Source organism: Sphingobium sp. WR1, from assembly GCF_059693745.1.
Genome location: NZ_JCATID010000007.1, coordinates 36,638 through 59,680, shown reverse-complemented (window position 1 = coordinate 59,680; position 23,043 = coordinate 36,638). Strand labels below are relative to the sequence as shown.

The window sequence follows — 23,043 nt, the reverse complement described above, 5'->3', positions numbered from 1 at the left end:
GAAAACTCTCCTGTCAGTTTTTGACGGCAAGTTGCGGCCACAAGGCACGCAGCGCCATCTTGTCGATTTTCTCGGCATGATTGCGCGGCAATGGCCCGCGCAGAAAGGCGACATGAGCGGGCGCCTTGTACCGGGCCAGTCGGCCGGCCACCCAGTCGATGACGGCGCGTTCGTCCAGGCCGTCCGCCTGCACGACCGCGACCAGCAATTCGCCCATCCGATCGTCCGTAATGCCAAAGGCGGCGCATTCGGTGATCTGCGGCATTTCGCTCAGGACGCGCTCAACCTCGGCGCAATAGATATTCTCGCCCCCGGAAATGACCATGTCCTTCGCCCGGTCGACGATGAAGATATAGCCGTTTTCATCCTGATAGCCGATGTCGCCAGTGCGCAACCAGCCATCGGGCGTAAAGCTTCTGGCGGTGTCTTCAGGCCGATTCCAGTAGCCGCTCATAACCATGGCGCTGCGCACAACGATCTCGCCGGTTTCGCCGGGATCGCAAATGGCACCGTCCGGTCCTTCGATCCGCAGGTCGACCAGCGGCAACACCCGGCCCGCCGAAGCACGAGCGCGCAGGAAATCCGCGCCGACGGCCTGGGCGATCGCGCCCGCCGTTTCGGTCATGCCATAGCCGACCCCCATCATCGCATGGGGGCAGAGCGCCCGCACCTCTTCCAGCAGATTGAGCGGCAAGGCCTGCCCGCCCGACCCGATATTCCGCACCGAGCCGAGATCCGCGCCTTTCCGCCGCGCATGATTCACCATGTCCCACAACATGGTCGGTACGGTCGCGAGCTGTGTCACCCTTTCGCGCTCGATCAGACGCACCGCTTCCGGGGCATCCCAGCGGCGCATCACGACGATCTTGCCACCGGACAGGAAGGGCGCGAGAAAACCCGCGCCGAGGCCGGAAATATGGAAAAGCGGTGCGACGAGCAGGAGAGCCTGCGGCGGCACCTGCGCCATCATCGCCTCGACCGAACACCCATAATGCTGCGCCATATTGTGCATCACCATCGATCCGGTGAGCTGCGCACCGAGCAGTCCGGTGATAACGGCGCGGTGGGACAGAACGGCCCCCTTGACCCGCCCGGTCGTTCCCGAGGTGAAAAGAATGGCGCAGGAATCGCCCGGACCGGCGGGCTGACCATCCTCCAGCGGCGCGCCAATCCCGGCCAAAGGCCGGGTAATATCCAACAAGCCTCCCTCATAGCCGCCCTCGCGGATCAACGCAGCACGTTCTCCGTCGGTCAGAACGAACCGGGGCGTCACTTCCCCGATCATGGCGACCAGTTCGGCGGCGGAGCCGCGGCTGTTGAGCAGCACCGCAACGCCACCAGCGCGGATCACGGCCAGAAACGCCACCATCCATTCGGCACGGTTGCGCGTGCAGATGGCGACGCGATCGCCGCGCCGGATATCCAGATGACCGATCAGCCGGTCGCGCCAGTCGAAAATGTCCGCGAAACTGAACCGCCGTTCCCCCTGTGGCCCGTCGAAATCGACGATCGCGGTCTGATCACCGAACCGGCGGGCAGTTTCGATCAGTTGGCCAAGGTCGGAAGGCGCATGAACGAAAAAGCGGACCCCGTCCTGCTGCCCGATCTCAAAGGGCGTGCCCGGCGCGGTTACGGCCGCGAAAATCGGATCAATCTTGCTCATGACTTCCTTAAATCAATGGACGGCTACGGGATTTTTCGGCGGGGAACCGCCCGTCCCAGCCTCGCGCGCTATCGGACCGGACGACTTGGCCGGTCACAAGAACGATGCAGCCCAGTTCGCCAATGGCGACGGCGATACCGCGCCCGACGCGCCGGCTAAAACCGGCGACAAGAGCCAGCTTCGTTCCGGACATCCGAATTTCCTCGATTCGTCTTCTGTTCTCGATGGAGCGATCCTATTCCTCATTATGCGTAATTCAACAATTATTTTTTTCCGCATATATTGGCTGCATGGAAACCCAAAACGTTCGCTCGCATCTTGGGTCATCCGACGGAGAAAACGCAGAATATCCATCCAAATATCGATTCCCTTCGGCCACACGCTCCAGGAAAATCCGGCGCTCCCGCAATATGCAATGCCACACCGCCTTCACGCGGTTCCGATATATTCGGAATTTATTAATTTACAAATTACGCAATTTGAAGAATCCTGAGAAGGAGAACAGCGCTGGCCCGCACAAATGCGGCACGGCTTTCACCATAGAAGAGGTTCGACATCGGATGATCCAGGATTTCGAAGGACGCGTCGCCATCATCACCGGCGGCAGCGACGGCATCGGGCTGGCTACTGCCGCCCTGCTGGCCCGCCGCGGCGCACAAGTCGTGATTTGTGGACGCAGGCAGGCCCTGCTCGATCGCGCACGGGACAGGATCGAATCGGACGGCGGCAAGGTCGAGGCGATCCAACTCGACGTGTCCGACGATATGGCGCTCACGGCCATGATCGAGACGGTTGCCAACCGGTATGGCCGGCTCGACATGCTGGTGAATAATGCCATGTCGACCCATTATGCGCCGATCGACCGACTGACCCTGGCCCATTGGCGCAAGGATTTCGCGGTCAATGCCGATGCCGTCTTCGTCAGCACCAAGGCGGCGATGAAAGTCATGGCTGCGGCGGGCAAGGGCGCCATCGTCAACATCGCGTCGACCTGCGGCATCCGTGCCACCGTCAATATGGCGAGCTATTCGGCATCAAAGGCCGCGCTGGTGCATTTCACCGCCGTTGCGGCGATGGAAGGCGCCCCGCTGGGGATTCGCATCAATGCGATCATCCCCGGTCAGGTCCAGACCGCAGGAACCGAGGAATTTTCCGCCCGTGCGCCCGACATCGCGGCACGGACGACCGATGTCATCCCCATGGGGCGCGGCGGCCAGCCCCATGAACTGGCCCAGGCCATCGCCTTCATGCTGTCCGACGCCGCCAGCTATATCACCGGCACCGCGCTCCCGGTCGACGGCGGCAAGGCCGCGCAGCTTTATATGCCGTCCTAGGTCGGAAAACATATCGGACGGCCTTCTCGAAAAGCGGAATTTTTGTGCCGATTTTTCGCGTCATAGAAGGCTACCTAATTGATGCACCAACGTTTTGCGTATATAATATTGACATTAATTCCGCATAAGTTCATTTCAAAGTTCAGAAAAGCACGATGGGGAGAGATTGGATGTCGAAACGCCACGCACATGGGGCATTTCAGCTGTTGCTGGGCGCAAGCAGTCTGGCTCTCGCAGGCCAGGCCATGGCGCAAACCAGCACTGCGTCGCCGGATGTCGGCCTCGATGAAATCGTCGTTACCGCACAGAAGCGGGCACAGAATCTCCAAGATGTGCCGATCGCGATCAGCGCCATCGGCTCCGAGAAGATCGAACAGCTGGGCATCAAGGATAGCCGCGATCTGAGCGGCCTTGCCCCGAACGTCGTGATCACCCAGGGCACGGTCAGCAACAGCGCCGCCGTTTTTTCCATGCGCGGCATTTCCAATGGCGGCAGCGAAAGCTTCGGCATCGACGCAGCCAATGGCCTTTATGTCGATGGTGTCTATATCGCGCGCGGCGGCGCCATGGGGCTGAGCGTTATGGATACCGAGCGGGTGGAAGTGCTGCGCGGCCCCCAGGGGACGCTGTTTGGGCGCAATACCACCGGCGGCGCGATCCATTTCATCTCCCGTTCACCCGCCTCGACCTTTCGCCTGAAGGCGGAAGCAGGCTATGGTAATTTCGATGCGTGGAACGGCAAGATCAGCCTCGATCCGGGCGAGATTGCGGGCATCTCCACAAGCTTCTCCTACAGCCACAGCGAACGCGATGGTCTGGTTGACAATATCGAGCAGCCCAGCGATTCCAAAGATCCGGGGGCGCGCAAGTCCGATGCGTTCCGCACCGCGGCCCGCATCGAATTGGGCGGCACAGGCAGCATCCAGTATATTTTCGACTGGGCGCGGATCAGCGGCACGCCGCTGCCCTTCATCCTGACCAACGCGGCAGATGGCGCCTATCGTCCGCCGATTACCGTCGATGGGCAATCGGTCGTGGTCACGCAGCAGGCACCGGTGGATCAATATCTGGCCGCCGCGACCTTCGCCAATCCCGAATGCGCCGCGCTGGCGGTTCCTGCGCGCACCTATCGCCACACAGTGTGCAACAATGTGCTGAGCCATGCGCTCGACAAAAGCTGGGGCCATAATTTGCAGGTCCAGAATGATTTTGGCGGCTTCAAGGTCAAGTCGACCACCGGTTATCGCTTCTGGAATAGCGATTATGTAACCGATCTGGATGGAATCGGCGCCTTCAGCGGTCCGGCCTTCTCAAACGCCAGCCTGTTCAACGGGATGCCGGTATCGCTGCTGCAATTTATCCCGTCCATCCCGGCGGCGGCCCGCCCGTTCATCGCCGCCGCCCCGGTGCCTACGATCAGCCAGGATCTGTTCGACATTGGCAACAAGCGTCGCCACAAGCAGTTCAGCCAGGAAATCGAAATTTCGGGCGACACCAGCACCCTCGACTGGGTCGTGGGCGGCTTTTACTTCTGGGAAAAGGGGTCGGAGGACGGCTATCAGAATAGCGGCTTCATCCTCGATACCAACAACATCCTCCTCGCCAATTTCGGTGCCCTCGGCCCCGCCTTCGCCGCCGTCAACCCGGCGCGCTATCGCCTGGTCCAGACTCTAGCTCGGCTTACCTATACCGCGTCGAGCGAAAGCACGGCCCTCTACGGCCAGGCCACTTTCTATCCCGGCGGACGGGACAGCGGCATCCGGCTGACGGCGGGTGGGCGCTATACGTGGGACGAAAAGAAGATGCTGCGCGTCCAGAATGGCGCAGCCCCACTGGCCGTTCCCGAAGCGGGCAATGCGAAGTTTCGCAAATTCACCTGGAGCCTGATGGCAGGCTATGATGTCACGGACGGCATCAATCTCTACGCGCGCGCCGCGACCGGCTATCGTTCCGGCGGTTTCAATTCGCAGGACCCGGCAATCACAGGCACCAGTCAGCTCGGCAGCTTCCGGCCGGAAAAGGTGACGTCCTATGAAATCGGCCTGAAGAGCGAATTGTTCAACCGCCGCCTGCGCTTCAACATCTCCGCCTATCACAATATCTATGATGATCTCGCGGTCCTTGGTCCCGTTACCGATGCGCCGGTCGGCACTTTCGCTACCCGGATCATCAATGCGGGCAAGGTCAATTATACCGGTGTCGAGGTCGAAACGCAGGCAGTCATCAATGACAATTTCTCACTCGATGGCAGCCTTGGCTATATTGATATCAAATATAAGGAATTTCTGGCTGGACAGTCTCCGACGGCAGGGGCGCCACCCGTCAATATCGCGTCGATCGTTACGCCGGGTTTCACTTCGCCGCTAACCGCCAATGTCGCGCTGAATGCGCAATTCCCGCTCAACTGGGGCAATGCAACTCTGCGCGGCCGCATCGGCTACACCCATGAAGACGGCAAATATAATTTCTCCAGTTCGGTAGGATCGCCTTTCAACGAGCAGATCAAGGGCGACGACATCGACCTGGTCGATGCGCAAATCGGTATTGACGGCATTCCGCTGGGCGCCGGCGAGGGCGAAGTCCGGTTGTGGGTCAAGAACCTGACAAACGCCAAGGATTTTGTACGCAGCATCGACTATGGCCAGCTCGGCTTTGCCGGAGGCTATTATGCCGAACCCCGGACCTACGGGATCACGGTCGGCATGAAATTCTGAGCAGGTTCAAGTAAGCCTCTCTCCTGGCGTGCTGACGACGCCCCGCCTTCCTGCCGGAGGTGGGGCTTTTTTGGCGTTGTCCAAGAAACATAAAGAATGCGCCTGTCGGCGCAAAAAGAAAAGGCGGGCATTATGGCCCGCCCTCCTTCTTCTTCAAATAGCGGTCGCGCCGCCGTCAATCACCATCGGGTGCCCGGTCACGAAGCTCGCGGCGTCGGAACAGAGCCACACCACAGCCTCGGCAATTTCCTCCGCCTGGCCCATGCGGCCCATAGGCGTCATGGAATCGAGCAATTGCCGCATGTCGTCATCGGCGACCAGCGGCGCCGTCATCGGCGTGACGATGACACCCGGACAGACCGCGTTGACACGGATTCCGGCCTTCGCCCAGCGCAGCGCGCCGTGGCGGGTGAGGCCAACCACGCCATGTTTGGTCGCAACATAGGCCGGCTGGCTGGGATTGCCGACAAGGCCATTGATCGAGGCGGTATTGACGATGGCGCCGCCACCCTGCTTCAACATCACCTCGGCCTCCTCACGCATACACATCATGACACCGCTCAGGTTGATGCCGATCGCGCGCTGCCACACCGCATCGTCATATTCGCTCGCCGTCAGATTGGTGATACCCGCATTGTTGAAGGCGCAGTCGAGACGGCCGAACTGTTCGACGGCGGCGGCAACCATCACCTTTACCTGCGCACCATCGCTGACGTCGCAATGCTGGAAGGCGGCCTTGCCGCCCTGCGCCTCGATCAGGGCGACAGTTTCGCGACCGCCCTCATCATTCACGTCGCTGACCAGAACGGCGGCACCCGATCGCGCAAAGGCCAGCGCGGCCGCGCGGCCGATCCCGCCACCCGCGCCCGTGACCAGCGCGACCTTGCCCTGAAGGCGATAGTCGATCATCCTATTCTCCTGTTCTTCGCTTAATTCACGCCGGTACGGTCGGAACTTCTCCCCACATGGTGTAGCGCGACACACCGTCGTCGCCGATTTCCTCCGACAGGCAAGATGTGATGCGACTGACGGTTTCGGCGATCCACCAGCGTCCGTCCCGCTTGCGATAGACGTCCTCATATTCCACCGCGAGGCGCGTCACCGATTTGGTGGCGAGCAGGATGGTGCGGAAATTGAGCGACCACAGCCCCCGTGCTTCATTCGCGCCGGTCAGCGTGATTTGGGCGTTGGCCGCATGATGAAGGTCATAGACCCCGCCCTGGCAGGCCATCTCCTCGAACACCCGCGCGAAATCATCGCGATGGGTGAACAGGGGAAAGTTCTGATAGGCGATGCGCACTGCATCGGGAAGGAAACAGTCGCGCACCTCCTCCACCAGCTTGAGATCGCAAGCCCGCAGATAGCGCCCCTTCAACTGGCGAATGGCGTCCTTGTCTTCCAACGCCACGACTCGCGCTGCGAGCTGTTCCAGACTGATCGACACCCTCTTCTCCTTGATCAAATGAACCGGGCCAGATCGGATGCGGGGCGTAATGCCCTTGCGCCCATCACTGGCTATTTGCGTCCTGCTTGACGATTTCCAAGAACAGGGGCCGTTCGCCACCGCCATGGACTTCGAGCCGCGCGCCGCTGATATAGGCCGCGCCCGGCGATGCCAGGAACAGCACCGCTTCGGCAATATCGTGTCCCCGCCCCATCCGGCCGAGCGGCAGGGAGGCTGCGATCCGCCGTTGCGCTTCGTCGCTGCCATAGGTAAGTTCGGACTGCTCCGTTTCGATCAGGCCGACAATGATGGCATTGACGCGAACCTGAGGCCCCCATTCCTGGGCCAGGCTGGTGGTCAAGCTGACCAGCCCCGCCTTGGCCGCGCCATAGATCGCCGTATCGGGCGACGGGCGGACGGCAGACACGCTGGCGATATTGACGATCGAGCCATGTACCGCGCGCAAATGCGGATAGGCCGCCTGCGATACATGCAACGGCGCCAGAAGGTTGAGTTGCAGGATGCGTTCAGAAAAACGCGGGCTGGCTGTCGCGGCGTCGGCCTGCGGAGAACCACCGGCATTGTTGACTACCAGATCCAACCGGCCATGACGCGCCGCCACGGCATCGATCCAGGCCGTCACGGCGGCCGGCTCCCTGATGTCGCAGGTATCAAATTCGGCCGCTTTCCCATCGATCGCGATCGGCGCCTGCGGCAGCGTCCGCCCGCAAATGGCGACGCTATAGCCGTTCGCCAGCAAATGGCGCGTGATTGCTGCGCCAATACCCCGCGTGCCGCCCGTAACGATTGCGACCTTCGCTTCTGTCACTCTGTGCCATCCTCTCGCCTGTTATCGGGATACCCCCATGCGCCACTGGGCGCGACGCGGAAACCCTGACAACATATCCTATCAGCGCTCTGAATACGCATATATAGATAAAATGATAAATATATAATGGTTTTGCGTTCCATTATTATGGGATCACCCATGACATTCGCGACAAAGATGCTCATAGATCGGGCGGCAAGCTGGAGAATGGATCGAGCCTAGCCCGCCGACGCCGCCTTGCGGCCTGCCCGCCGGCCGAAGAAAGTGCAGTCGGCCAGGCTCAATCCCGAACTATAGCCATGACCCCAGGCAGGCAGACCCGACGTGCAGCGCCCGGCCGCAAAAAGGCCAGGAACAGCCGCGCCCGCCCGGTCGAGTACTTCACCATCGATCGAGGTGCGCAGGCCGCCCAGCGTGAAGAAGCTGAAATAGCTGTTCTGGAAATGCAGTTCCAGGGCGATGAACGGTCCTTGATCGAGCGGCGTCAGGATCGGCGGTCGCTTGCCGAACAGCGGGTCGCGACCTTCATGGGCATGGGCATTGTAGAAGGCCATCGTCGCGCTGAGCGTGCCCGAAGGCATCTCCAGTTCAGCCTCCACTTCGGCCCAGCTGTCACCCGTTCCGGCGATGCCGATGCCCGCCATATCAAGCGGCTGTGAGAAATGCGCATTGTCGAGCAACAGATAGACCCGGTCGCCCAACTGGTCGACCGCATGGCGACTGACCCGGCCATGATAGCAATCCTCGTTGACGAAGCGCTGCCCCGCCTGATTGACGAAAACACCATAGGCATGGGATTCGGGCATCGTCCAAGGACAGGTGGTGAAGAATTGCTCCATATGGATTGCATCGCCGCCCGCGCCCATGCCCAGTTCGATGCCCGATCCGTCGTCCTGATCGCCGATCGGGCTATTGATGCGAAAAGTGTCAGGACAATAACGCCGCCGCATCGCTTCGTTCATGACGAAGCCACCGGTGCACAGAATCACGCCCTTCGTCGCTTTCACGAAACGGTCGATATTATCGATCCGCAGCACCGCCCCCATGATCCGATCGCCATCACGCACCAGCGCTACCGCGCGGGCATCGGGAACGATTTGGACTGCCAAGTCGCGCGCCCGCGCCTCCAGCAGATCGACCAGCGGGCGTCCACCGCCCCATCCTATATGCTGAATCACATGACCGCGCGGCGCGGGCCGGGCGACGTCGCAAAAAGGATAGGCCGCTTCGCTGCCCGACCAGATCAGCGTAGAATCATCGGTCGGCTCGATATGCTTGCCGGGCAGATAATTGCCGCGATAGGGGATGCCCTGCGCCTTGAGCCAGGCATAATGATCGAGCGACTCCTGCGCATAAAGATCGCATTTCGCTTCATCCGCACAAGGCCCGCCAGCCGCCTTCAGATAGGCGGCCATGTCTTCAGTCGCATCCTCAAAGCCCGCAGCCCGCTGCGCATCCGTGCCGCCACCGCCGCCGATATAGATTTCGCCGCCCGACAGCGCCGACGCGCCTCCGCTGCCCGATCCGCGTTCGAACAGCATGACGCGGGCGCCGCCTTGCGCCGCTTCGATCGCTGCGCAGGCACCTGCGGCACCGAAGCCGATCACCGCCACGTCCGTTTCGAAATCCCAGCGGGCAACCTGATCGGCGGGGAAGGGCCGATGCAGCGATATGTCGGTCACGCGATATCCTCTCAACTCTTTTAAGGGCAATCGCGTCCCGCCGCCCCTGTCCGGCATCGACGCTATTGACGGATTGCAGCCTCCTCTTTTTCCCTATTGGCGCCATGTGGAAAATGCCGGATTAGCGCAAAGGTCATGACAAAAAGGCTCAACAAGCATCTCTCGCGCCCCGTACCTGGCCAGGTATCGATCGCGATCGCGCGCGACCTGATGCGGCTGGTCGATCAGTTCGGCGAAGATTCTCTGGCGCTGCTCCAGGCCGCCGGTCTGGCGCAACACGCCGCTTTGCTGACCGCGGCGGGGCGGGACAATCGCGCGCTTTCCCATGCTGATTTCGCCCGGCTCTATGCTCATTGCACCTTGCTGCTCGACGAACATGCCGCCCGGCAGGAAGGGCGCGATCCGTTGACCAAGTCCGGTTTCGACCTGATGTGCCAATGCCTCATCACCTGTCGGACGCTGCGTGACGTGATCGATCGGATGGATCGTTTTGCGGCGCTGCTTTCGCCCCGCCTCGGAAGACTCATCCTCAAGGTGGATGCGGGTGTCGCGCGGCTGGACATGCCGGTGCAGCGCAAGGTGCGCAATGCCTGCGCCTATCTGTCCGACCTCACTGGCCTGTCCACCTATGCCCGGCTCTATGGTTGGTTGATCGGGGAGGAATTGCCGCTGCTGGGGGCGGCGATGCGTTATCCCCCGCTGCTCGACGCGCGCACCATCGCCCATCTGATGCCCTGTCCGGTTCGCCATGGTGCGCCGGAAAATTGTTTCCGCTTTCCGGCCGCCTATCTCGACCGGCCGGTGATCCGCAGCCATCATGAACTGGAAAGCCTGCTCGAACATTTCCCCTTCGACGTGGAGGAGCCTCAATCGAAGGACGCCCCGCTCTCCGAACGCATCGGCCATCTGTTCGGCGCGATGCTCGCCAGTGGCGAGCCGCCCTCGACCGCTGCCGATCTCGCTCGGCAGTTCAGCATCAGCGTTGCGACGTTGAAACGCCGTCTGGCGTCGGAAAATACGTCGCTTGCCCAGCTCAAAGCCGGGGCGAGACAGGCGCTGGCGATGCGCCTGCTGACGGACCCCCGCCTGACCATCAGCGAAGTAGGGCGGCGCGCCCAGTTCAGCGACACCGGGGCGTTTCGCCGCGCCTTCCGCCAATGGACGGGCCAATCGCCTACGACATGGCGGACGGCCTCGACAGGGTGGAATGGAAGGGTCAGTGATCAGGCGTAACGGCCGCCCGGGCAAGCCGGTGGATCATGGCTCGAAATTCGGCGAGCTGTGCGGGCGCCGCCGGATCATAAGAACGGGTCGGCCCAAGTTGATGCGCATTGCAGACATAGTGCAGCGCGCCACCCGCCACAGTGTTGAGCAGCAACATGGCCGAAACGGGCTGGAACTGTCCGCTTGCAACGCCCGCCGCCACGACAGACTCGATATCTTGCAAGGCGGTTTCGGAAAAGCGCACAGGATTGTCGCCATGAGCAGCCGAATCCGCGATCAGCCGCTGGATGATGCGCGCAGCGGTGGGGCGGCCGACCAGGAAATCGAGCCAGGCGTCAAGCAACGCCAATAGCCGGGCCATCGGATCGCTCACACCCTCCATGCGCTTCAACACGAAGTCATGCATGGATGCGAAAATATCCGCCTCCACCGCATCATAAAGCGGCTGCTTGCCGGGAAAATGATAGAGGATCGAAGGGCGGCGGATGCCGACTGCTTCGGCAACATGGTCCAACCGTGCCGCCCCATAGCCGATGTCGGCGAAAATATGTTCCGCGGTGGACAATATCTGGTGACGGGTAGCGTCTCCGCGAGCTTGGCGTGTCGGTGGTCTGATAGCACTCATGGTCCCGCCCTTATGCGCGGCTCTTCGACCCGTGCAACGCCGATTACGTGATGCTTGATCAAAGATAGGCCATCCCGTCTTGAAATTCTACTAACTTGTAGGTAAATTTTATGCGCGCTGGGAGAAAGGGCTGTCCAGCGGCTATATGGCATCGACCTCAGCATCGATTTCTTGGCGCCAAACCACCCAGTCTCTGCCCGTTTTTCTTTGAATCGAAAGGATATGCCCGATGACCCTTGCTCCTGCCCTCGCCTCTCCCGCCTCTCCCGTCATCATCACCGGCGGCGCGTCGGGCATCGGCCTTGCTTCTGCTGAAGCACTGGCCGCAGTAGGGCGGCCCGTCGCTCTGTGGGATATTGACGGCGACAAGGCGGCGGCGGCGGCACAGGCCATCACCAAGACCCTTGGCGCGTCCGCGACCGGGATCGCCATCGACCTGCGCGATCTGGATGCGATCCAGCCGGCGATCACGGCGACGCGGCAGGCTGTCGGCGCACCGGGCGGGCTGGTTCACGCGGCTGGCGTCGTCGACACCGCCTCGTTGGACGGCATGACGGCGGAAAGCTGGGACAGCGGGATCGCCATCCACCTGCGCGCGCTGGCCTTCATAACCAAGGCTATCCATGCCGATCTCGCCGCCCGGCCCGGCTCGGCGATCGTCGCGATCGCGTCGATCAACGCAACGCTCGGCAATGCCGTCAACCCGATCTACAGCGCCGCCAAGGGCGGCATGTTGTCGCTGGTCCGGTCGCTCGCCGATCGGCTGGCGATGGACGGCATCCGCATCAATTCGGTGTCGCCCGGCCAGATATTGACGCCCATGCTCCGGCCCAGCGTCGACGCCCTGCCTGACGGATATTTCGAGCGGCGCATCCTGCTCGGCCGCCTGGGCGATCCGCAGGAAGTCGCCCGGGTCGTGCGCTTTCTGCTGTCCGACGAGGCCAGCTATGTCACTGCGGCGCAGATCGTCGTCGATGGCGGAAATATCTCTTCGCAGCGCGGTTGAGGCGGAGGACCGGAAAGCCCCGTTCGACCATTGCCTGAGGGGACGGCCCGAACGGCGGGAATGGCGCCTAATCCAAATGGACCATGCGGCCCCGATCCGCGCCTCTACGATGCGCCCAGCGGTAAAAATGCCGGATGCGAGGAGAGACGATGAACGGCATGGATTTTACGGGGCGCACCGTCCTGATCACGGGCGGCGGCGCGGGTATCGGGCTGGCCTGCGCGCAGGCCTTCATCGCTGCTGGTGCGCGGGTCATCATCGCGGAGGCGGACGAGACGCGCTGCGCCGATTTCGCCGCAGCCTATCCGCAGGCGCAGGCCATCCGCTGCGACGTCACCCGCAGAGCGGACGTCGATGCCCTGGCGAACCGAATCCGCGAAACCGACAACGAACTGGACATATTGATCAACAATGTCGGCCACTTCCTTCACAGCAAGGCTTTCGAAACCCTGAGCGACGAGGAGATCGACGATAGTCTGGACATCAATTTCGGTCAGGTCGTGCGCGTCACCCGCGCCATGCTGCCGCTGTTGCGCGCGGCGGCACCCGGCTCCAGCATCATCAACATCACCTCGATCGAGGCCTTTCGCGGGATACCCCATTGCGCCATCTATGGAGCGGGAAAGGCGGCTGTCACCGGTCTGACCCAATGCCTCGCGCTGGAACTGGCGCCAGCAGGCATCCGCGTCAACGCCATCGCGCCGGAGACCACCGACACGCCGCAGGTGCCGCTGGACCATATGATCCCGCCGCGGAACCGGGCGCATATGGACAAATGGATTCCGCTCGGTCGCTTCGGCAAGCCGGAGGACAGCGCGGGCGCCGCCCTCTATCTGGCCAGTCCGCTGGCGGCCTGGGTCACAGGCACCACCATCCATGTCGACGGGGGCGCGCTGGCGGCAGCGGGATGGATGCGCGCGCCCGACGGCCAGTGGACCGTCGTGCCGATGATCAGCGGCAACGGCATCGAGCTTGACAGTTGATTGCACAAACCGGTGATTATGTGAAATATATATACGCATTATAACGGTATACATTTATATAACTTGATATTTGCGTATATTTTTGCCGCATCTAATCCAAATGGATGATGCCCGCCGCGCGACCCCGAATAGGATGCCGGAAACAACCGGCGACAAGTTGCAGGAGAGGTCATGAAATTCTCGATCATCTACGAGGCGCAGATGGCCGATCCGTCGCCCGCGTCCGAAGTGCGATGCTTTCAGGAAATCGTCGAACAGGTCGTGCTGGCCGAGGAAGTCGGCTTCGACAATGTCTGGTGCGTCGAACACACCGCATTGACCCAATATGCCCATATGTCGGCGCCCGAAACCATGCTCGCCTATCTGGCGGGCCGGACCAGGCGGATCGGCATCGGCCATGGCGTCGTCTGCCTGCCGCCCGCGATGAACCACCCGGTCAAGGTGGCCGAGCGCATCGCCACGCTGGACATATTGTCGGGCGGCCGCGTCCATTTCGGCATGGGCAAGGGCGGGACGCAGCAGGAAGCGGGCACGTTCGGCTATGATCTCGCCGAATTGCAACCGATGATCGACGAGTCCATGTATCTGATCCCCAGGATCATGACGCAGGACGAAATCGAGCATGACGGGCAATATATCAAGATCCCGCGCCGCCCGATCCACCCCAAGCCGCTGCAAAAGCCGCATCCGCCGCTTTACTATGCCTGCACCCGTGAAGCGACGCTGGAACTGGCGGGCAAGCGCGGCATCGGCGCACTGGTGCTGGGCTTTTCCGGCCCGGAGGAAATCGCGCGCAAGAACGCCATCTACCGCGAGAATTTCCGCAACCGCAGGGCCGAGGAACAGGTCGGCGTGGTGCCGACGGAGCATCTCGCCGCCTTCTGCGCCGCCTGTGTGCTGGACGACCGCGAGGAAGCCCGCCGCATCGGGCTACGCGGCCAGCGCTTCTTCGCCGAAGCCATCGCCCACTGGTATCAGGGCGGGCCGAAGCCCAGCATTGAGGATCTGTCCGCCGAGGAACAGGAAGCTGCGCTCGACAAGGGCAAGGAACAGGTCGTCGCCTATCTGTCGGAAGAACATATTCCCGTCGGCGACGAGCATGTCAGCAACTATTCGGTGGCGCAGGACGCCTATGGCAATGCGGACGACTGCATCCGTTACGTGACGCGGTTACAGGAAGCCGGCGCCGACGAAGTGCTGTTCCTGTTCCAGATGGGCACGGTGCCACATGCGGCGATCATGGAGACGATCCGCAACATCGGCGCCAAGGTCATACCGCATTTCCAGTCTCGCCCGGCGCAGGCGGCCGCGGAATGAGCAGCCCCTCCTTCACCGGCAAGGTCGCGCTCGTCACCGGCAGCGGATCGGGGATCGGCCGGGCGGCCTGCCAGCGGCTGGCGATGGAAGGCGCGCAGGTGGTGGTGGCCGACATCGACCTTCCGGGCGCGGAGCGGACGGTGGAACTGATCGCCGCGCGCGGCGGTCGGGCGGTCGCCATCCGCGCCAACATTGCGAGCGAGGCCGACAATCAGGCGATGTTCGATTTGGTTGAAACCCGGTTCGGCGGCGTCGACGCGGTGTTCCTGAACGCAGGCATGATCCAGCCTTACGGGCCTCTGGAGACGCTTTCGATCGAAACCTTCGACCGGATCATCGCCGTCAATCTGCGCGGCACCTATCTGGGGGTGCAGCAGGCGCGGGCGCGGATTCGGCCCGGCGGCAGTTGCGTCGTGACTGCTTCGCTGTCCGGCGTGATCGGCTTTGCCGAAGCCCCCGCCTATTCCGTGTCGAAACATGGACTGGTCGGGCTGGTGCGCTCGTCAGCCGCAGCCTTTGCGGCAAAGGGAGCACGGATCAATGCGCTCTGCCCCGGCATGGTGCTGACCGGCATGACCGGCAATGCCGGGCTGGAGGCGATCGAGGAACCGGATGCCGTCGCCGATCCCGCCTATCGCGGCGCGCTGACGGCGCAGCAGATCGCGGAGGTTGCGCTGTTCCTGCTCAGCCGCCGGTCGGCCGGGATCAACGGGCAGGCGCAGAATGTGGACGCCGCCCTGCTCTCCGCCTTTCCGCCGCTCGCCGAGATGCTGTGATGCCCGACTTCGCGCAACAGATGGTCGACCGGAGCCTGCTGCGACAGGCGGCAGACATCTATGCCGTCGGCGCCGACCGCCGGGACAAACAACTATGGCGGCAGGTGCTCGCGGAAGAGTGCGTGATCGAAGGGCCGGGCTTTGTCAGCGAGGGACGGGAGACCTGCCTGCTTTCGCTCGATGCGTTGGGCCAGATGTTCCGGGGTACGCAGCACCGCATCCATCAGCAGGTCGTAGCGATAGATGGCGACCGGGCCATGGGCGAAACCTATTGCACGGCCGACCATCTGCTGCGGGACCAGGACGCCGTTCTTGTCTGGGCGATCCGCTATCAGGATGCGTGGCGGCGGGAGGCTGACAATTGGTGCTTCACCAGTCGTCGGCTGATCGTCGACTGGACCGAAACACGGCCCGTTACGGTGGGGATCGGCGCATGAAAGCGCTCGACGGGCAGAACGCCTTCATCACGGGGGCGTCCGGCGCCATCGCGACGGCATCGGCGATCGCCCTGGCGCGTGACGGCGCGCGGCTGACCCTGATGGCACGGCGGCAGGACGGACTGGCGCAGACCGAAACGGCGATCCGGGCGGCGGTGCCGGACGCCGCGATATTGACCATTGCAGGCGACTGCACCGACGAGCAGGCGATCAGGCACGCCCTTGCACGCGCGCATAACTGGGCCGGTCGGCTCGACATCCTGTTCGCGACCGTGGGATCGGGCGATTTCATGCCTTTCCTGATGCTGGATGCCGATGCGCTGCGGCAGGCGCTGGAAATCAACGTCATCAGCGCATTTCTGGCCGTCCGCCATGCGGTGCCGCTGATGGCGCCAGGCGGGTCGATCATTTGCACCTCGTCCAGTTCGGCCCCGCTCACCTTCCCCTATCTGAGCGCCTATCATATCGCCAAGGGCGCGCTCGAAGCGCTGGTGCGCGCGGCAGCCGATGAACTGGGCAGCGCGGGCATCCGGATCAATGCGGTTCGCCCCGGCCTGACGCGCGCGGACGGCACCGGATCGTTGTTTACGATGCCGGGTGCGGTGGACCATTTCCTGCCCGAATATCCGCTCGGCAGGCTGGGTGAGCCGGAGGATATCGCCCGCGTCGTGCGCTTCCTGGCTGGCCCCGAAAGCGGCTGGATGACCGGCGAGTGCCTGTCCGTCGACGGCGGCAACCATCTGCGCCGAAGCCCCGATCTCACCGAAATGGTCGAAGCGATGCACGGCAAGGACCGGATCGCCGCCATCCGCCAAGGAAAGGAACTGGAAGGATGAAGTTACTCATAATTGGCGGTACCGGCGCACTGGGCGGTCATGCCGCCATCCATATGGCGGCGCAGGGGCATGAGGTCAGCATCGCCGGTCGCAACGCCCCCCATGCGGCCACGCCGATGGCGGCCATGCCTTTCCTGAAGGGCGATTATGTCGCCGGTGATTTTACGCCCGACCGTATCGCGGGATTCGACTGGGTAATCTTTGCCGCCGGCAATGATCCGCGCCATGTGCCGCAGGGCAACGATTTCGACGCCTTTCTGCTCAGGGCCAATCATGAAGCGGTGCCCGCCCTTTTCGCTGCCTGCCGCGAAGCGGGAGTCCGTCGCGCCATTCAACTGGGCAGCTTCTATCCGCAGGCCGCACCGCATCTGCTGGAGCAAAACGCCTATATCCGCTCCCGCAGCGCGGCGTGCGAAGGCGCGCGCGCGCAGGGCGGGCCGGGATTTGACGTCATCAGCATCAACGCTCCTTTCATGGTCGGCACCGTGCCCGGCCTGCCGAGCGTGATCTTCGAACCCTATATGCAATGGGCCGAAGGACTGATCCCGATCGAACCCTATGCGCCGACGGGCGGGACCAATTTCATGTCCTACCAGTCGCTGTCGGAAGCGCTACACGGCGCCCTGCTGCACGGCGAGCCGGGCAAGGCCTATCTTGTCGGTGACGAAAATCTGTCGTTCCGGGACTATTTCCAGCTCTTTTTCGACGCGGCCGGGCGGAACATCCAGGTCGAGGAGCGCGATAGGGAACAGCCGCTGCTGCCCGATGTCGCCATACCCCAGGGCCGGGGCAACTGGATCCGCTATGAGCCGGACGCCGGCGATGTCGCGTTGCTCGGCTATCGCCGCAACGACATCCGCGCCGCCGTGGCGGAAATCGCCGCCCGGTTCGGCAGCGTGAAAGCATGACAATCCGGCCGGCCTGTCCCGAAAGCTGACGGCGCGGGACAGGCCGGTCGACAATGGATCGGCAGTCTGCGGGGTCGGAAGGACATCCCGCCTGCCCAATAGCGGGGAAGGACCTGAGAGTTGAGCAAGCAGTGGCGTTATCTCATGCTGGGCGGAGCCGCCCTGGTTTTCGGCGCGCATCCGGCATGGGCACAGGGCAGCGATGCCGACAGCGGCGGACAGGGCATTGCCGACATCGTGGTGACGGCACAGAAGCGCGCGGAAAATCTGCAATCCACGCCGATCGCCGTTACCGCGCTCAATGCCGATATGATCCGCGACAAGGGCATCGCCTCGGCGGCGGACCTGACCGCAGTGGCGCCCAGCCTGTCGGTCACGACATCCCCCGCCTCCTCCACCAACATGCAATTGTTCATTCGCGGCATCGGCGACATCGACCCAATCCTGACATCGGACAGCCCGGTCGGTCTCTATGTCGACGGCATCATTCTGGGCCGCGCGGCGGGCAGCGCGTTCGACATATTGGACCTGGAGCGGATCGAGGTGCTGCGCGGGCCGCAAGGCACGCTCTATGGCCGCAACACGATCGGCGGCGCGGTCAACCTCATCACCGCCAAGCCGGCCGATGATTTCCATGCTAGCGTCGATGGATCGGCGGGCAATTATGGCTATTACAGCCTCAAGACATCGGTCGACAGCGGCAATATCGCCGACAGCGGCCTGAAGGCGCGACTGACCTACCTCCACAAGGAGAGGAACGGCTATGTCGATGATCTGAACGCGCCGGACAATCGCGATCCGGGCGCCTATGTTCTGGATGCCATCCGCGGCGCTCTCAGCTTCCGCACGGGCGCGCTCAAACTCGATTATGGCTTCGACTGGTCAAAGCGCGAAAGCTATGCGCCCGCCTTCCAGATGACGGTCGTGCGCCCCGATGTGCTAGCCTATCTTCAGGCCTCCTCGGCGCTGGGCGGCAATGCGCCGGCCGTGTCGCCCGACCGACTGGATTCGATCCGCCTCAACCAGGGCAAGATGACCGACCGGGTGATCGGCCATACGCTGACGGCGGAACTGGATCTGGGCGGCGTGACGCTGCGCTCGCTCACGGGTTTCCGCCGCTGGACCAACCGCAACGCGCGCGACGATCTGGACGGCAATTCGGGCCTGGTCGGCTTCACCGTCAGCCCGGCGGTTCTGGCGCCGCCCAACAGCTTCGTGCCGCTCGGTGTCACGCCGATCGACCTGTTCAGCACCCAGAACCGGCGCCGCCAACATCAATTCTCGCAGGAAATCAACCTGCTCGGCAATATCGGCGACCGGTTCGAATATGTTCTGGGCGGCTATTATTTCAACGAACATTCCGCCGAATATAATCCGCAGACTTTCCTGCTGGTCCTGCCTTCGCCGGTGCCGATCCCGCTGACACCGACCGTGACGCTCAATAGCTTCGGCGTGCAGCTGTCTACGCTGACCGATTATGACCATTATAACAAGTCGGCCGCGGCCTTCGCACAGGGCACGTACAAGCTGACCGATACGCTGAGCGTGACGGGTGGCATCCGCTATACCCACGACAAGAAGCATCTGGTGCAGCGCGCGCCACTGGTGCGCGAACTCGACGCCAGTTTCCAGCGGGTCAACTATGCCTTCAGCGTCAACTGGCAGGCGACGCCATCCATGCTGGTCTATGCCCGCACGGCGTCGGGCTACAAGGCGGGCGGGTTCAATGCCCGGTCGATCAATTCCGGCTTCGATCCGGAATCGCTGACCTCCTATGAGGCGGGCATCAAGTCCGACTGGCTGGACCGGCGGTTGCGGCTGAACCTGACGGGCTTTTACGCCAGTCATTCGGACCTTCAGCTCCAGCAGTTCCAGGCGGGAACCGGCGGCGCGTCGAGCATCACCGTCAATGCCGGCAAGGCGCGCTATTGGGGTATCGAGGCCGAACTGACCGCAAAGCCCGTGGACGCCGTGACGCTGGGCGCCAATCTGGGTTATACCAACCGCAAATATAAGCAGTTCCTGATCCTCGACCCGACCACGAACCAGTATGTCGACGTCAAGGACAGCGCCCGCTTCCTGGTCGGTGCGACGACAACGATCAGCGCCTATGCGCAATGGGATATTGCGGACCTGTCGGTCGGACGGCTCTCGGTCCGGGGCGATTATGATTATCGCACCAAAATCTATTATCATCCCACGACCGTGGGCACGCCCTATAATGACGAGATCGCAGGCGCGCCAAGGCATCTGGTGAACGGCAGGATTTCCCTGACCGACATCGACCTCAACGGCGCGAAGGCGGAACTGGCCTTCTGGGGGAAGAATATCTTCAACACGAAATATCGGCTCTACGGCATCGACTTCGGCAGCATCGGCTATGCGGGCAACACCTATGGTGAGCCAGCGACCTATGGCGTCGATTTCCGGCTGAAGCTTTGACGAACAATGGCCTTGTCGGGGGATCACTCCCGACAAGGCGACAATCCTTCGCCCCGCGGAATTTGCCCCCCAGGCGTTGACAGCTCCGGCATCTTCTGACGGCTCGACATCTGAACCGCTAACGAGAAGCCGTCAGTCGACGATCGCCGCCGGCGTGATCTTCGCCACCCCGGCCTCATATTTCAGATTGTGGACCGAAATAGAGGTTTCCACCCGCTGGACGCCCGGCAGGCTGCGGATCTGTTCGACGATCAGTTCGTTGAGCTGCTCGATATTGGTGAACAGCCCCATGGCCAACAGATTGTAGCGGCCAAGCATCAGCACGACGCAACTGATCTCCGGCATCAGCTTCAGCCGTTCGGCAACTTCGGTGACGCGCGAGGGATCGGCGTCAATACCCAGCATACAGAGGTTCGGCGATCCGGCCATACGGAAATCCGTGACGACGGTGAACTGGATCAGCCCTTCATTCTGGAGCCGCTTGATGCGCGTGCGGATCGTGCCTTCCGTCACGCCCAGTTCCGCCGCGATCGCGCGATTGGAAATGCGCGCATCGAGCGCGAGCTTGGCGACGATCTTGTGATCCAGCGCGTCCAGGCGCTGCCAGCTGGTATCGGTCATAGCGGCACCACGTTGAATTCATATTTCGCAATGTCGACGGCGATGCCGGCATCGATCTGAGCTACGCCGGCGATGCTGGCGATATGGTCATAGAGAAACTGCTGCACTTCGGAAAAGTCATGCAGGGCGACCATCAGTTCGATATCGTAGCCGCCGTTCATGATGTTGACGCTCAGCACTTCGGGAAATTTGGCCAGGTCATGGCCGACCGCCTGAATGCTGCGCCCGTGCACCTTCACGCCGACGGCGATGATGACGTTGTAACCCAGCGCCGAGAAATCCGTGACGGCGACTACGCGCATCGCGCGCGCATCCTCCATCTTCTGCAAGCGGGCGGAAACCGTTGCAGCCGTCACCGACAATTGCTTGGCAATATCCTGATTGGTCGTGCGGCCATTGGTACGCAGAATATCGATGATGCTGTTATCAAGGGCATCCAAGATAGGCGGTGTCTGCGACCGCCCGCTTCTGATCTGCATTCCGTACCGCCTCCATTTGCGGGCGGACCATAGCGCGGCGAAATGCGAGGCGCCAGATATCATGGCGCAAAAGCATGGAAGGCCTAGGCCAGACCCGGACAGAACAAACAATATTCGTAGAGTATATGCTATATAAAGTCATATTTTCATAATTTTACTTTCAATTTTATGGAGTAATGCGTATTTTATATAGCAATTTACGATGCGGGAAATTTGATGGCCCGCCGACCATTGCACCGGAAGCGGAACAGCCGGCGGCAGGCCATGCAGGAGACAGCCATGCTTTCGAAAGTGAAGATCGCCGACACCGACTTGATGGTCAGCCGCCTATGCTATGGCACGAACATGCTGAGCACGGCCATCGACCAAGAGGGGGCCAATGCGATCCTTGACCATTTTGCGGAACTGGGCGGCACCTGAATCGACATTCCTACCGCAACAAATTGATAACAGGCAAAAAAGCGGTGACCAACAAATGTCCAACATCCGCGCCGTTAGCCACGCTTGGGACAGCACTAGTCATCCTGACACGCTCCGTCAAATATCGGCGCAGCCACTGTGGGCGGATCAATTAACTGAAAATCCGATGGGAGACAGCCATGCTTTCAAACGTTACCCTTAATAAAACCGACCTAACCGTCAGCCAACTTTGCTACGGAACCAACCAATTTGGTACAGCCATTAGCCAACCCGCCGCCGATGTCATTCTAGATCGTTTTGCAGAGTTGGGGGGGAACTTCGTTGATACGGCCCGCTCCTATGGCGACTGGATTCCCGACGCGCCCAAGGGCGTCAGCGAGCGCACTATCGGATCGTGGCTGAAGAGCCAGAAGCGCACGGATTTCGTCATCGCCACCAAGGGCGGCTTTTTCGATATGCGGGTCGGCGATTATCGCAATCGGGTCAATCCGACCGACATCGCCAGCGACCTGGATGAGAGCCTGGACCATCTGGGAGTCGATACGATCGATTTCTACTGGCTGCACATGGACAATCCGGCAACGCCGGTCGGCGAACTGGTAGATTGCCTGAACGAAGCCAAGGCGGCGGGCAAGATCCGGTGGTTCGGCGCGTCCAATTGGACCGATACGCGCGTGCTGGAGGCCAATGCTTATGCCAGCGCCCACGGTAAGACCGGCTTCGTCGCGGTCGAGCCCTTCTGGGGCTTGGCCAAACCGCATGACGGCAATGCCCTGCAGCAGGGCTATCAGCTATATTTCGAGGACCATGGCGGCGCACTCAAAGAGGCCGGCCTAGCGATCATCCCCTATTGCGCGCAAAGCCGCGGCTATTTCGGCATGTTGGAAAAGGGCGAGGACGCGGTTCCCGACGCGCTCAAAGGCTTCTACGACAATCCGATCAACAACGCCCGCTTCGCCGCGGCCAAGGCTGTCGCCCAGCGCCACGGCGCCACGGTTTCGGAAATCGTGCTGGCATATCTGGTGAACCAGCCGCAGCAGGTGATCCCGATCTTCGGCGCGTCCACCCCGGCGCGGATCGAAGAAAGCGTGAAGGCGGCTGCTATCACCCTCAGCGCCGCCGAACTAGCCGAATTACGGGCCACATGACGGAGGCGATGCGGGAGTAGCGGATGCCTCTCGATCCACCGTTGCAAGGCATGTTCGCCGTGTAGCCCGACTGCGCACCGCTGGGCCATTTCCAGATCGATACGGCGGGTTAGGCGGTGCGACCCAGTCACCCATTGCCGCCGCCTGAGACGCTG

The 23,043-nt window shown here is 62.0% G+C and carries 22 protein-coding genes; 14 read left to right on the top strand and 8 right to left on the bottom strand.

The genetic code is table 11. The features are described from left to right. Positions 1–13 precede the first annotated feature (13 nt). The gene (locus tag AC58EF_RS10895) at positions 14–1,663 is read right to left on the bottom strand and encodes a class I adenylate-forming enzyme family protein (protein WP_497276208.1); all 1,650 of its coding nucleotides are present in this window, start codon (positions 1,661–1,663) and stop codon (positions 14–16) included. Between AC58EF_RS10895 and AC58EF_RS10890 the strand changes: the two genes are divergently transcribed. The 3 genes from AC58EF_RS10890 to AC58EF_RS10880 all read left to right on the top strand — a co-directional run bounded on the left by AC58EF_RS10890 (position 1,662) and on the right by AC58EF_RS10880 (position 5,711). Beyond that, positions 1,662–2,156 (top strand): hypothetical protein, encoded by a 495-nt coding sequence (locus AC58EF_RS10890; RefSeq protein WP_497276207.1) that lies wholly within the window; start codon positions 1,662–1,664, stop codon positions 2,154–2,156. The genes AC58EF_RS10895 and AC58EF_RS10890 overlap by 2 nt on opposite strands. A gap of 67 nt (positions 2,157–2,223) precedes the next feature. Further along, positions 2,224–2,997 (top strand): SDR family NAD(P)-dependent oxidoreductase, encoded by a 774-nt coding sequence (locus tag AC58EF_RS10885; protein WP_497276205.1) that lies wholly within the window; start codon positions 2,224–2,226, stop codon positions 2,995–2,997. Between the two features lie 170 nt (positions 2,998–3,167). Further along, positions 3,168–5,711, top strand: a complete 2,544-nt coding sequence (locus AC58EF_RS10880; RefSeq protein WP_497276203.1) for a TonB-dependent receptor — start codon at positions 3,168–3,170, stop codon at positions 5,709–5,711. A 153-nt stretch (positions 5,712–5,864) separates the two neighbouring features. Here the strand turns inward: AC58EF_RS10880 and AC58EF_RS10875 are convergent, their stop codons facing one another. The 4 genes from AC58EF_RS10875 to AC58EF_RS10860 all read right to left on the bottom strand — a co-directional run bounded on the left by AC58EF_RS10875 (position 5,865) and on the right by AC58EF_RS10860 (position 9,666). Beyond that, complete coding sequence (locus tag AC58EF_RS10875) at positions 5,865–6,620, bottom strand: glucose 1-dehydrogenase (RefSeq protein WP_497276202.1); 756 nt, start codon at positions 6,618–6,620, stop codon at positions 5,865–5,867. A 25-nt stretch (positions 6,621–6,645) separates the two neighbouring features. Then, positions 6,646–7,155 carry a nuclear transport factor 2 family protein gene (locus AC58EF_RS10870; RefSeq protein ID WP_497276201.1) on the bottom strand — a complete coding sequence of 170 codons (510 nt, stop codon included), beginning with the start codon at positions 7,153–7,155 and terminating at the stop codon, positions 6,646–6,648. A 64-nt stretch (positions 7,156–7,219) separates the two neighbouring features. Continuing rightward, entirely contained in the window at positions 7,220–7,984 is a 765-nt protein-coding gene (locus AC58EF_RS10865; RefSeq protein ID WP_497276199.1) for an SDR family oxidoreductase, read from the bottom strand. Between the two features lie 218 nt (positions 7,985–8,202). Further along, positions 8,203–9,666: an FAD-dependent oxidoreductase gene (locus AC58EF_RS10860; protein ID WP_497276198.1), complete on the bottom strand. Its 1,464-nt coding sequence runs from the start codon at positions 9,664–9,666 to the stop codon at positions 8,203–8,205. A gap of 135 nt (positions 9,667–9,801) precedes the next feature. On the opposite strand from AC58EF_RS10860, the gene AC58EF_RS10855 reads away from it, so the two are divergent. Continuing rightward, positions 9,802–10,899, top strand: a complete 1,098-nt coding sequence (locus AC58EF_RS10855) for an AraC family transcriptional regulator (RefSeq protein WP_497276197.1) — start codon at positions 9,802–9,804, stop codon at positions 10,897–10,899. On the opposite strand, the gene AC58EF_RS10850 is transcribed toward AC58EF_RS10855, so the two are convergent. Beyond that, positions 10,883–11,515, bottom strand: coding sequence for a TetR/AcrR family transcriptional regulator (locus AC58EF_RS10850; protein WP_497276196.1), 633 nt, complete (start codon positions 11,513–11,515; stop codon positions 10,883–10,885). The genes AC58EF_RS10855 and AC58EF_RS10850 overlap by 17 nt on opposite strands. A gap of 229 nt (positions 11,516–11,744) precedes the next feature. On the opposite strand from AC58EF_RS10850, the gene AC58EF_RS10845 reads away from it, so the two are divergent. From AC58EF_RS10845 to AC58EF_RS10810, 8 genes are all read left to right on the top strand, one after another. Further along, complete coding sequence (locus AC58EF_RS10845; protein ID WP_497276195.1) at positions 11,745–12,521, top strand: SDR family NAD(P)-dependent oxidoreductase; 777 nt, start codon at positions 11,745–11,747, stop codon at positions 12,519–12,521. Between the two features lie 149 nt (positions 12,522–12,670). Beyond that, positions 12,671–13,504, top strand: a complete 834-nt coding sequence (locus AC58EF_RS10840) for an SDR family NAD(P)-dependent oxidoreductase (RefSeq protein ID WP_497276193.1) — start codon at positions 12,671–12,673, stop codon at positions 13,502–13,504. A gap of 171 nt (positions 13,505–13,675) precedes the next feature. After that, complete coding sequence (locus AC58EF_RS10835) at positions 13,676–14,821, top strand: LLM class flavin-dependent oxidoreductase (RefSeq protein WP_497276192.1); 1,146 nt, start codon at positions 13,676–13,678, stop codon at positions 14,819–14,821. Further along, positions 14,818–15,597, top strand: a complete 780-nt coding sequence (locus AC58EF_RS10830) for an SDR family NAD(P)-dependent oxidoreductase (protein WP_497276190.1) — start codon at positions 14,818–14,820, stop codon at positions 15,595–15,597. The genes AC58EF_RS10835 and AC58EF_RS10830 overlap by 4 nt, the downstream gene beginning before the upstream one ends. Then, complete coding sequence (locus AC58EF_RS10825) at positions 15,597–16,034, top strand: nuclear transport factor 2 family protein (RefSeq protein WP_497276188.1); 438 nt, start codon at positions 15,597–15,599, stop codon at positions 16,032–16,034. The genes AC58EF_RS10830 and AC58EF_RS10825 overlap by 1 nt, the downstream gene beginning before the upstream one ends. After that, positions 16,031–16,870, top strand: coding sequence for an SDR family NAD(P)-dependent oxidoreductase (locus AC58EF_RS10820; protein ID WP_497276187.1), 840 nt, complete (start codon positions 16,031–16,033; stop codon positions 16,868–16,870). The genes AC58EF_RS10825 and AC58EF_RS10820 overlap by 4 nt, the downstream gene beginning before the upstream one ends. After that, positions 16,867–17,778, top strand: coding sequence for an NAD-dependent epimerase/dehydratase family protein (locus tag AC58EF_RS10815; protein WP_497276185.1), 912 nt, complete (start codon positions 16,867–16,869; stop codon positions 17,776–17,778). The genes AC58EF_RS10820 and AC58EF_RS10815 overlap by 4 nt, the downstream gene beginning before the upstream one ends. A gap of 120 nt (positions 17,779–17,898) precedes the next feature. Continuing rightward, complete coding sequence (locus AC58EF_RS10810; RefSeq protein ID WP_497276184.1) at positions 17,899–20,220, top strand: TonB-dependent receptor; 2,322 nt, start codon at positions 17,899–17,901, stop codon at positions 20,218–20,220. 132 nt (positions 20,221–20,352) lie between these two features. On the opposite strand, the gene AC58EF_RS10805 is transcribed toward AC58EF_RS10810, so the two are convergent. Both AC58EF_RS10805 and AC58EF_RS10800 read right to left on the bottom strand, forming a co-directional pair. Then, entirely contained in the window at positions 20,353–20,841 is a 489-nt protein-coding gene (locus AC58EF_RS10805) for an Lrp/AsnC family transcriptional regulator (RefSeq protein ID WP_497276183.1), read from the bottom strand. Next, entirely contained in the window at positions 20,838–21,281 is a 444-nt protein-coding gene (locus AC58EF_RS10800) for an Lrp/AsnC family transcriptional regulator (protein ID WP_497276182.1), read from the bottom strand. Before AC58EF_RS10800 ends, AC58EF_RS10805 begins: the two co-directional genes overlap by 4 nt. A 318-nt stretch (positions 21,282–21,599) precedes the next feature. Between AC58EF_RS10800 and AC58EF_RS10795 the strand changes: the two genes are divergently transcribed. Both AC58EF_RS10795 and AC58EF_RS10790 read left to right on the top strand, forming a co-directional pair. After that, positions 21,600–21,740, top strand: a complete 141-nt coding sequence (locus tag AC58EF_RS10795) for a hypothetical protein (protein WP_497276180.1) — start codon at positions 21,600–21,602, stop codon at positions 21,738–21,740. A 179-nt stretch (positions 21,741–21,919) separates the two neighbouring features. Continuing rightward, positions 21,920–22,888, top strand: coding sequence for an aldo/keto reductase (locus AC58EF_RS10790; protein WP_497276179.1), 969 nt, complete (start codon positions 21,920–21,922; stop codon positions 22,886–22,888). The last annotated feature ends 155 nt before the right edge of the window (positions 22,889–23,043 follow it).

What these genes read in the sequence shown, in the direction of transcription:
- AC58EF_RS10885 (WP_497276205.1), top strand. Translation starts at nt 2,224, where the DNA reads ATGATCCAGGATTTCGAAGGACGCGTCGCCATCATCACCGGCGGCAGC.
- AC58EF_RS10880 (WP_497276203.1), top strand. Translation starts at nt 3,168, where the DNA reads ATGTCGAAACGCCACGCACATGGGGCATTTCAGCTGTTGCTGGGCGCA.
- AC58EF_RS10830 (WP_497276190.1), top strand. Translation starts at nt 14,818, where the DNA reads ATGAGCAGCCCCTCCTTCACCGGCAAGGTCGCGCTCGTCACCGGCAGC.
- AC58EF_RS10845 (WP_497276195.1), top strand. Translation starts at nt 11,745, where the DNA reads ATGACCCTTGCTCCTGCCCTCGCCTCTCCCGCCTCTCCCGTCATCATC.
- AC58EF_RS10825 (WP_497276188.1), top strand. Translation starts at nt 15,597, where the DNA reads ATGCCCGACTTCGCGCAACAGATGGTCGACCGGAGCCTGCTGCGACAG.
- AC58EF_RS10895 (WP_497276208.1), bottom strand. Translation starts at nt 1,663, where the DNA reads ATGAGCAAGATTGATCCGATTTTCGCGGCCGTAACCGCGCCGGGCACG.
- AC58EF_RS10850 (WP_497276196.1), bottom strand. Translation starts at nt 11,515, where the DNA reads ATGAGTGCTATCAGACCACCGACACGCCAAGCTCGCGGAGACGCTACC.
- AC58EF_RS10875 (WP_497276202.1), bottom strand. Translation starts at nt 6,620, where the DNA reads ATGATCGACTATCGCCTTCAGGGCAAGGTCGCGCTGGTCACGGGCGCG.
- AC58EF_RS10840 (WP_497276193.1), top strand. Translation starts at nt 12,671, where the DNA reads ATGAACGGCATGGATTTTACGGGGCGCACCGTCCTGATCACGGGCGGC.
- AC58EF_RS10890 (WP_497276207.1), top strand. Translation starts at nt 1,662, where the DNA reads ATGACTTCCTTAAATCAATGGACGGCTACGGGATTTTTCGGCGGGGAA.
- AC58EF_RS10805 (WP_497276183.1), bottom strand. Translation starts at nt 20,841, where the DNA reads ATGACCGATACCAGCTGGCAGCGCCTGGACGCGCTGGATCACAAGATC.
- AC58EF_RS10855 (WP_497276197.1), top strand. Translation starts at nt 9,802, where the DNA reads ATGACAAAAAGGCTCAACAAGCATCTCTCGCGCCCCGTACCTGGCCAG.
- AC58EF_RS10835 (WP_497276192.1), top strand. Translation starts at nt 13,676, where the DNA reads ATGAAATTCTCGATCATCTACGAGGCGCAGATGGCCGATCCGTCGCCC.
- AC58EF_RS10820 (WP_497276187.1), top strand. Translation starts at nt 16,031, where the DNA reads ATGAAAGCGCTCGACGGGCAGAACGCCTTCATCACGGGGGCGTCCGGC.
- AC58EF_RS10815 (WP_497276185.1), top strand. Translation starts at nt 16,867, where the DNA reads ATGAAGTTACTCATAATTGGCGGTACCGGCGCACTGGGCGGTCATGCC.
- AC58EF_RS10790 (WP_497276179.1), top strand. Translation starts at nt 21,920, where the DNA reads ATGCTTTCAAACGTTACCCTTAATAAAACCGACCTAACCGTCAGCCAA.
- AC58EF_RS10795 (WP_497276180.1), top strand. Translation starts at nt 21,600, where the DNA reads ATGCTTTCGAAAGTGAAGATCGCCGACACCGACTTGATGGTCAGCCGC.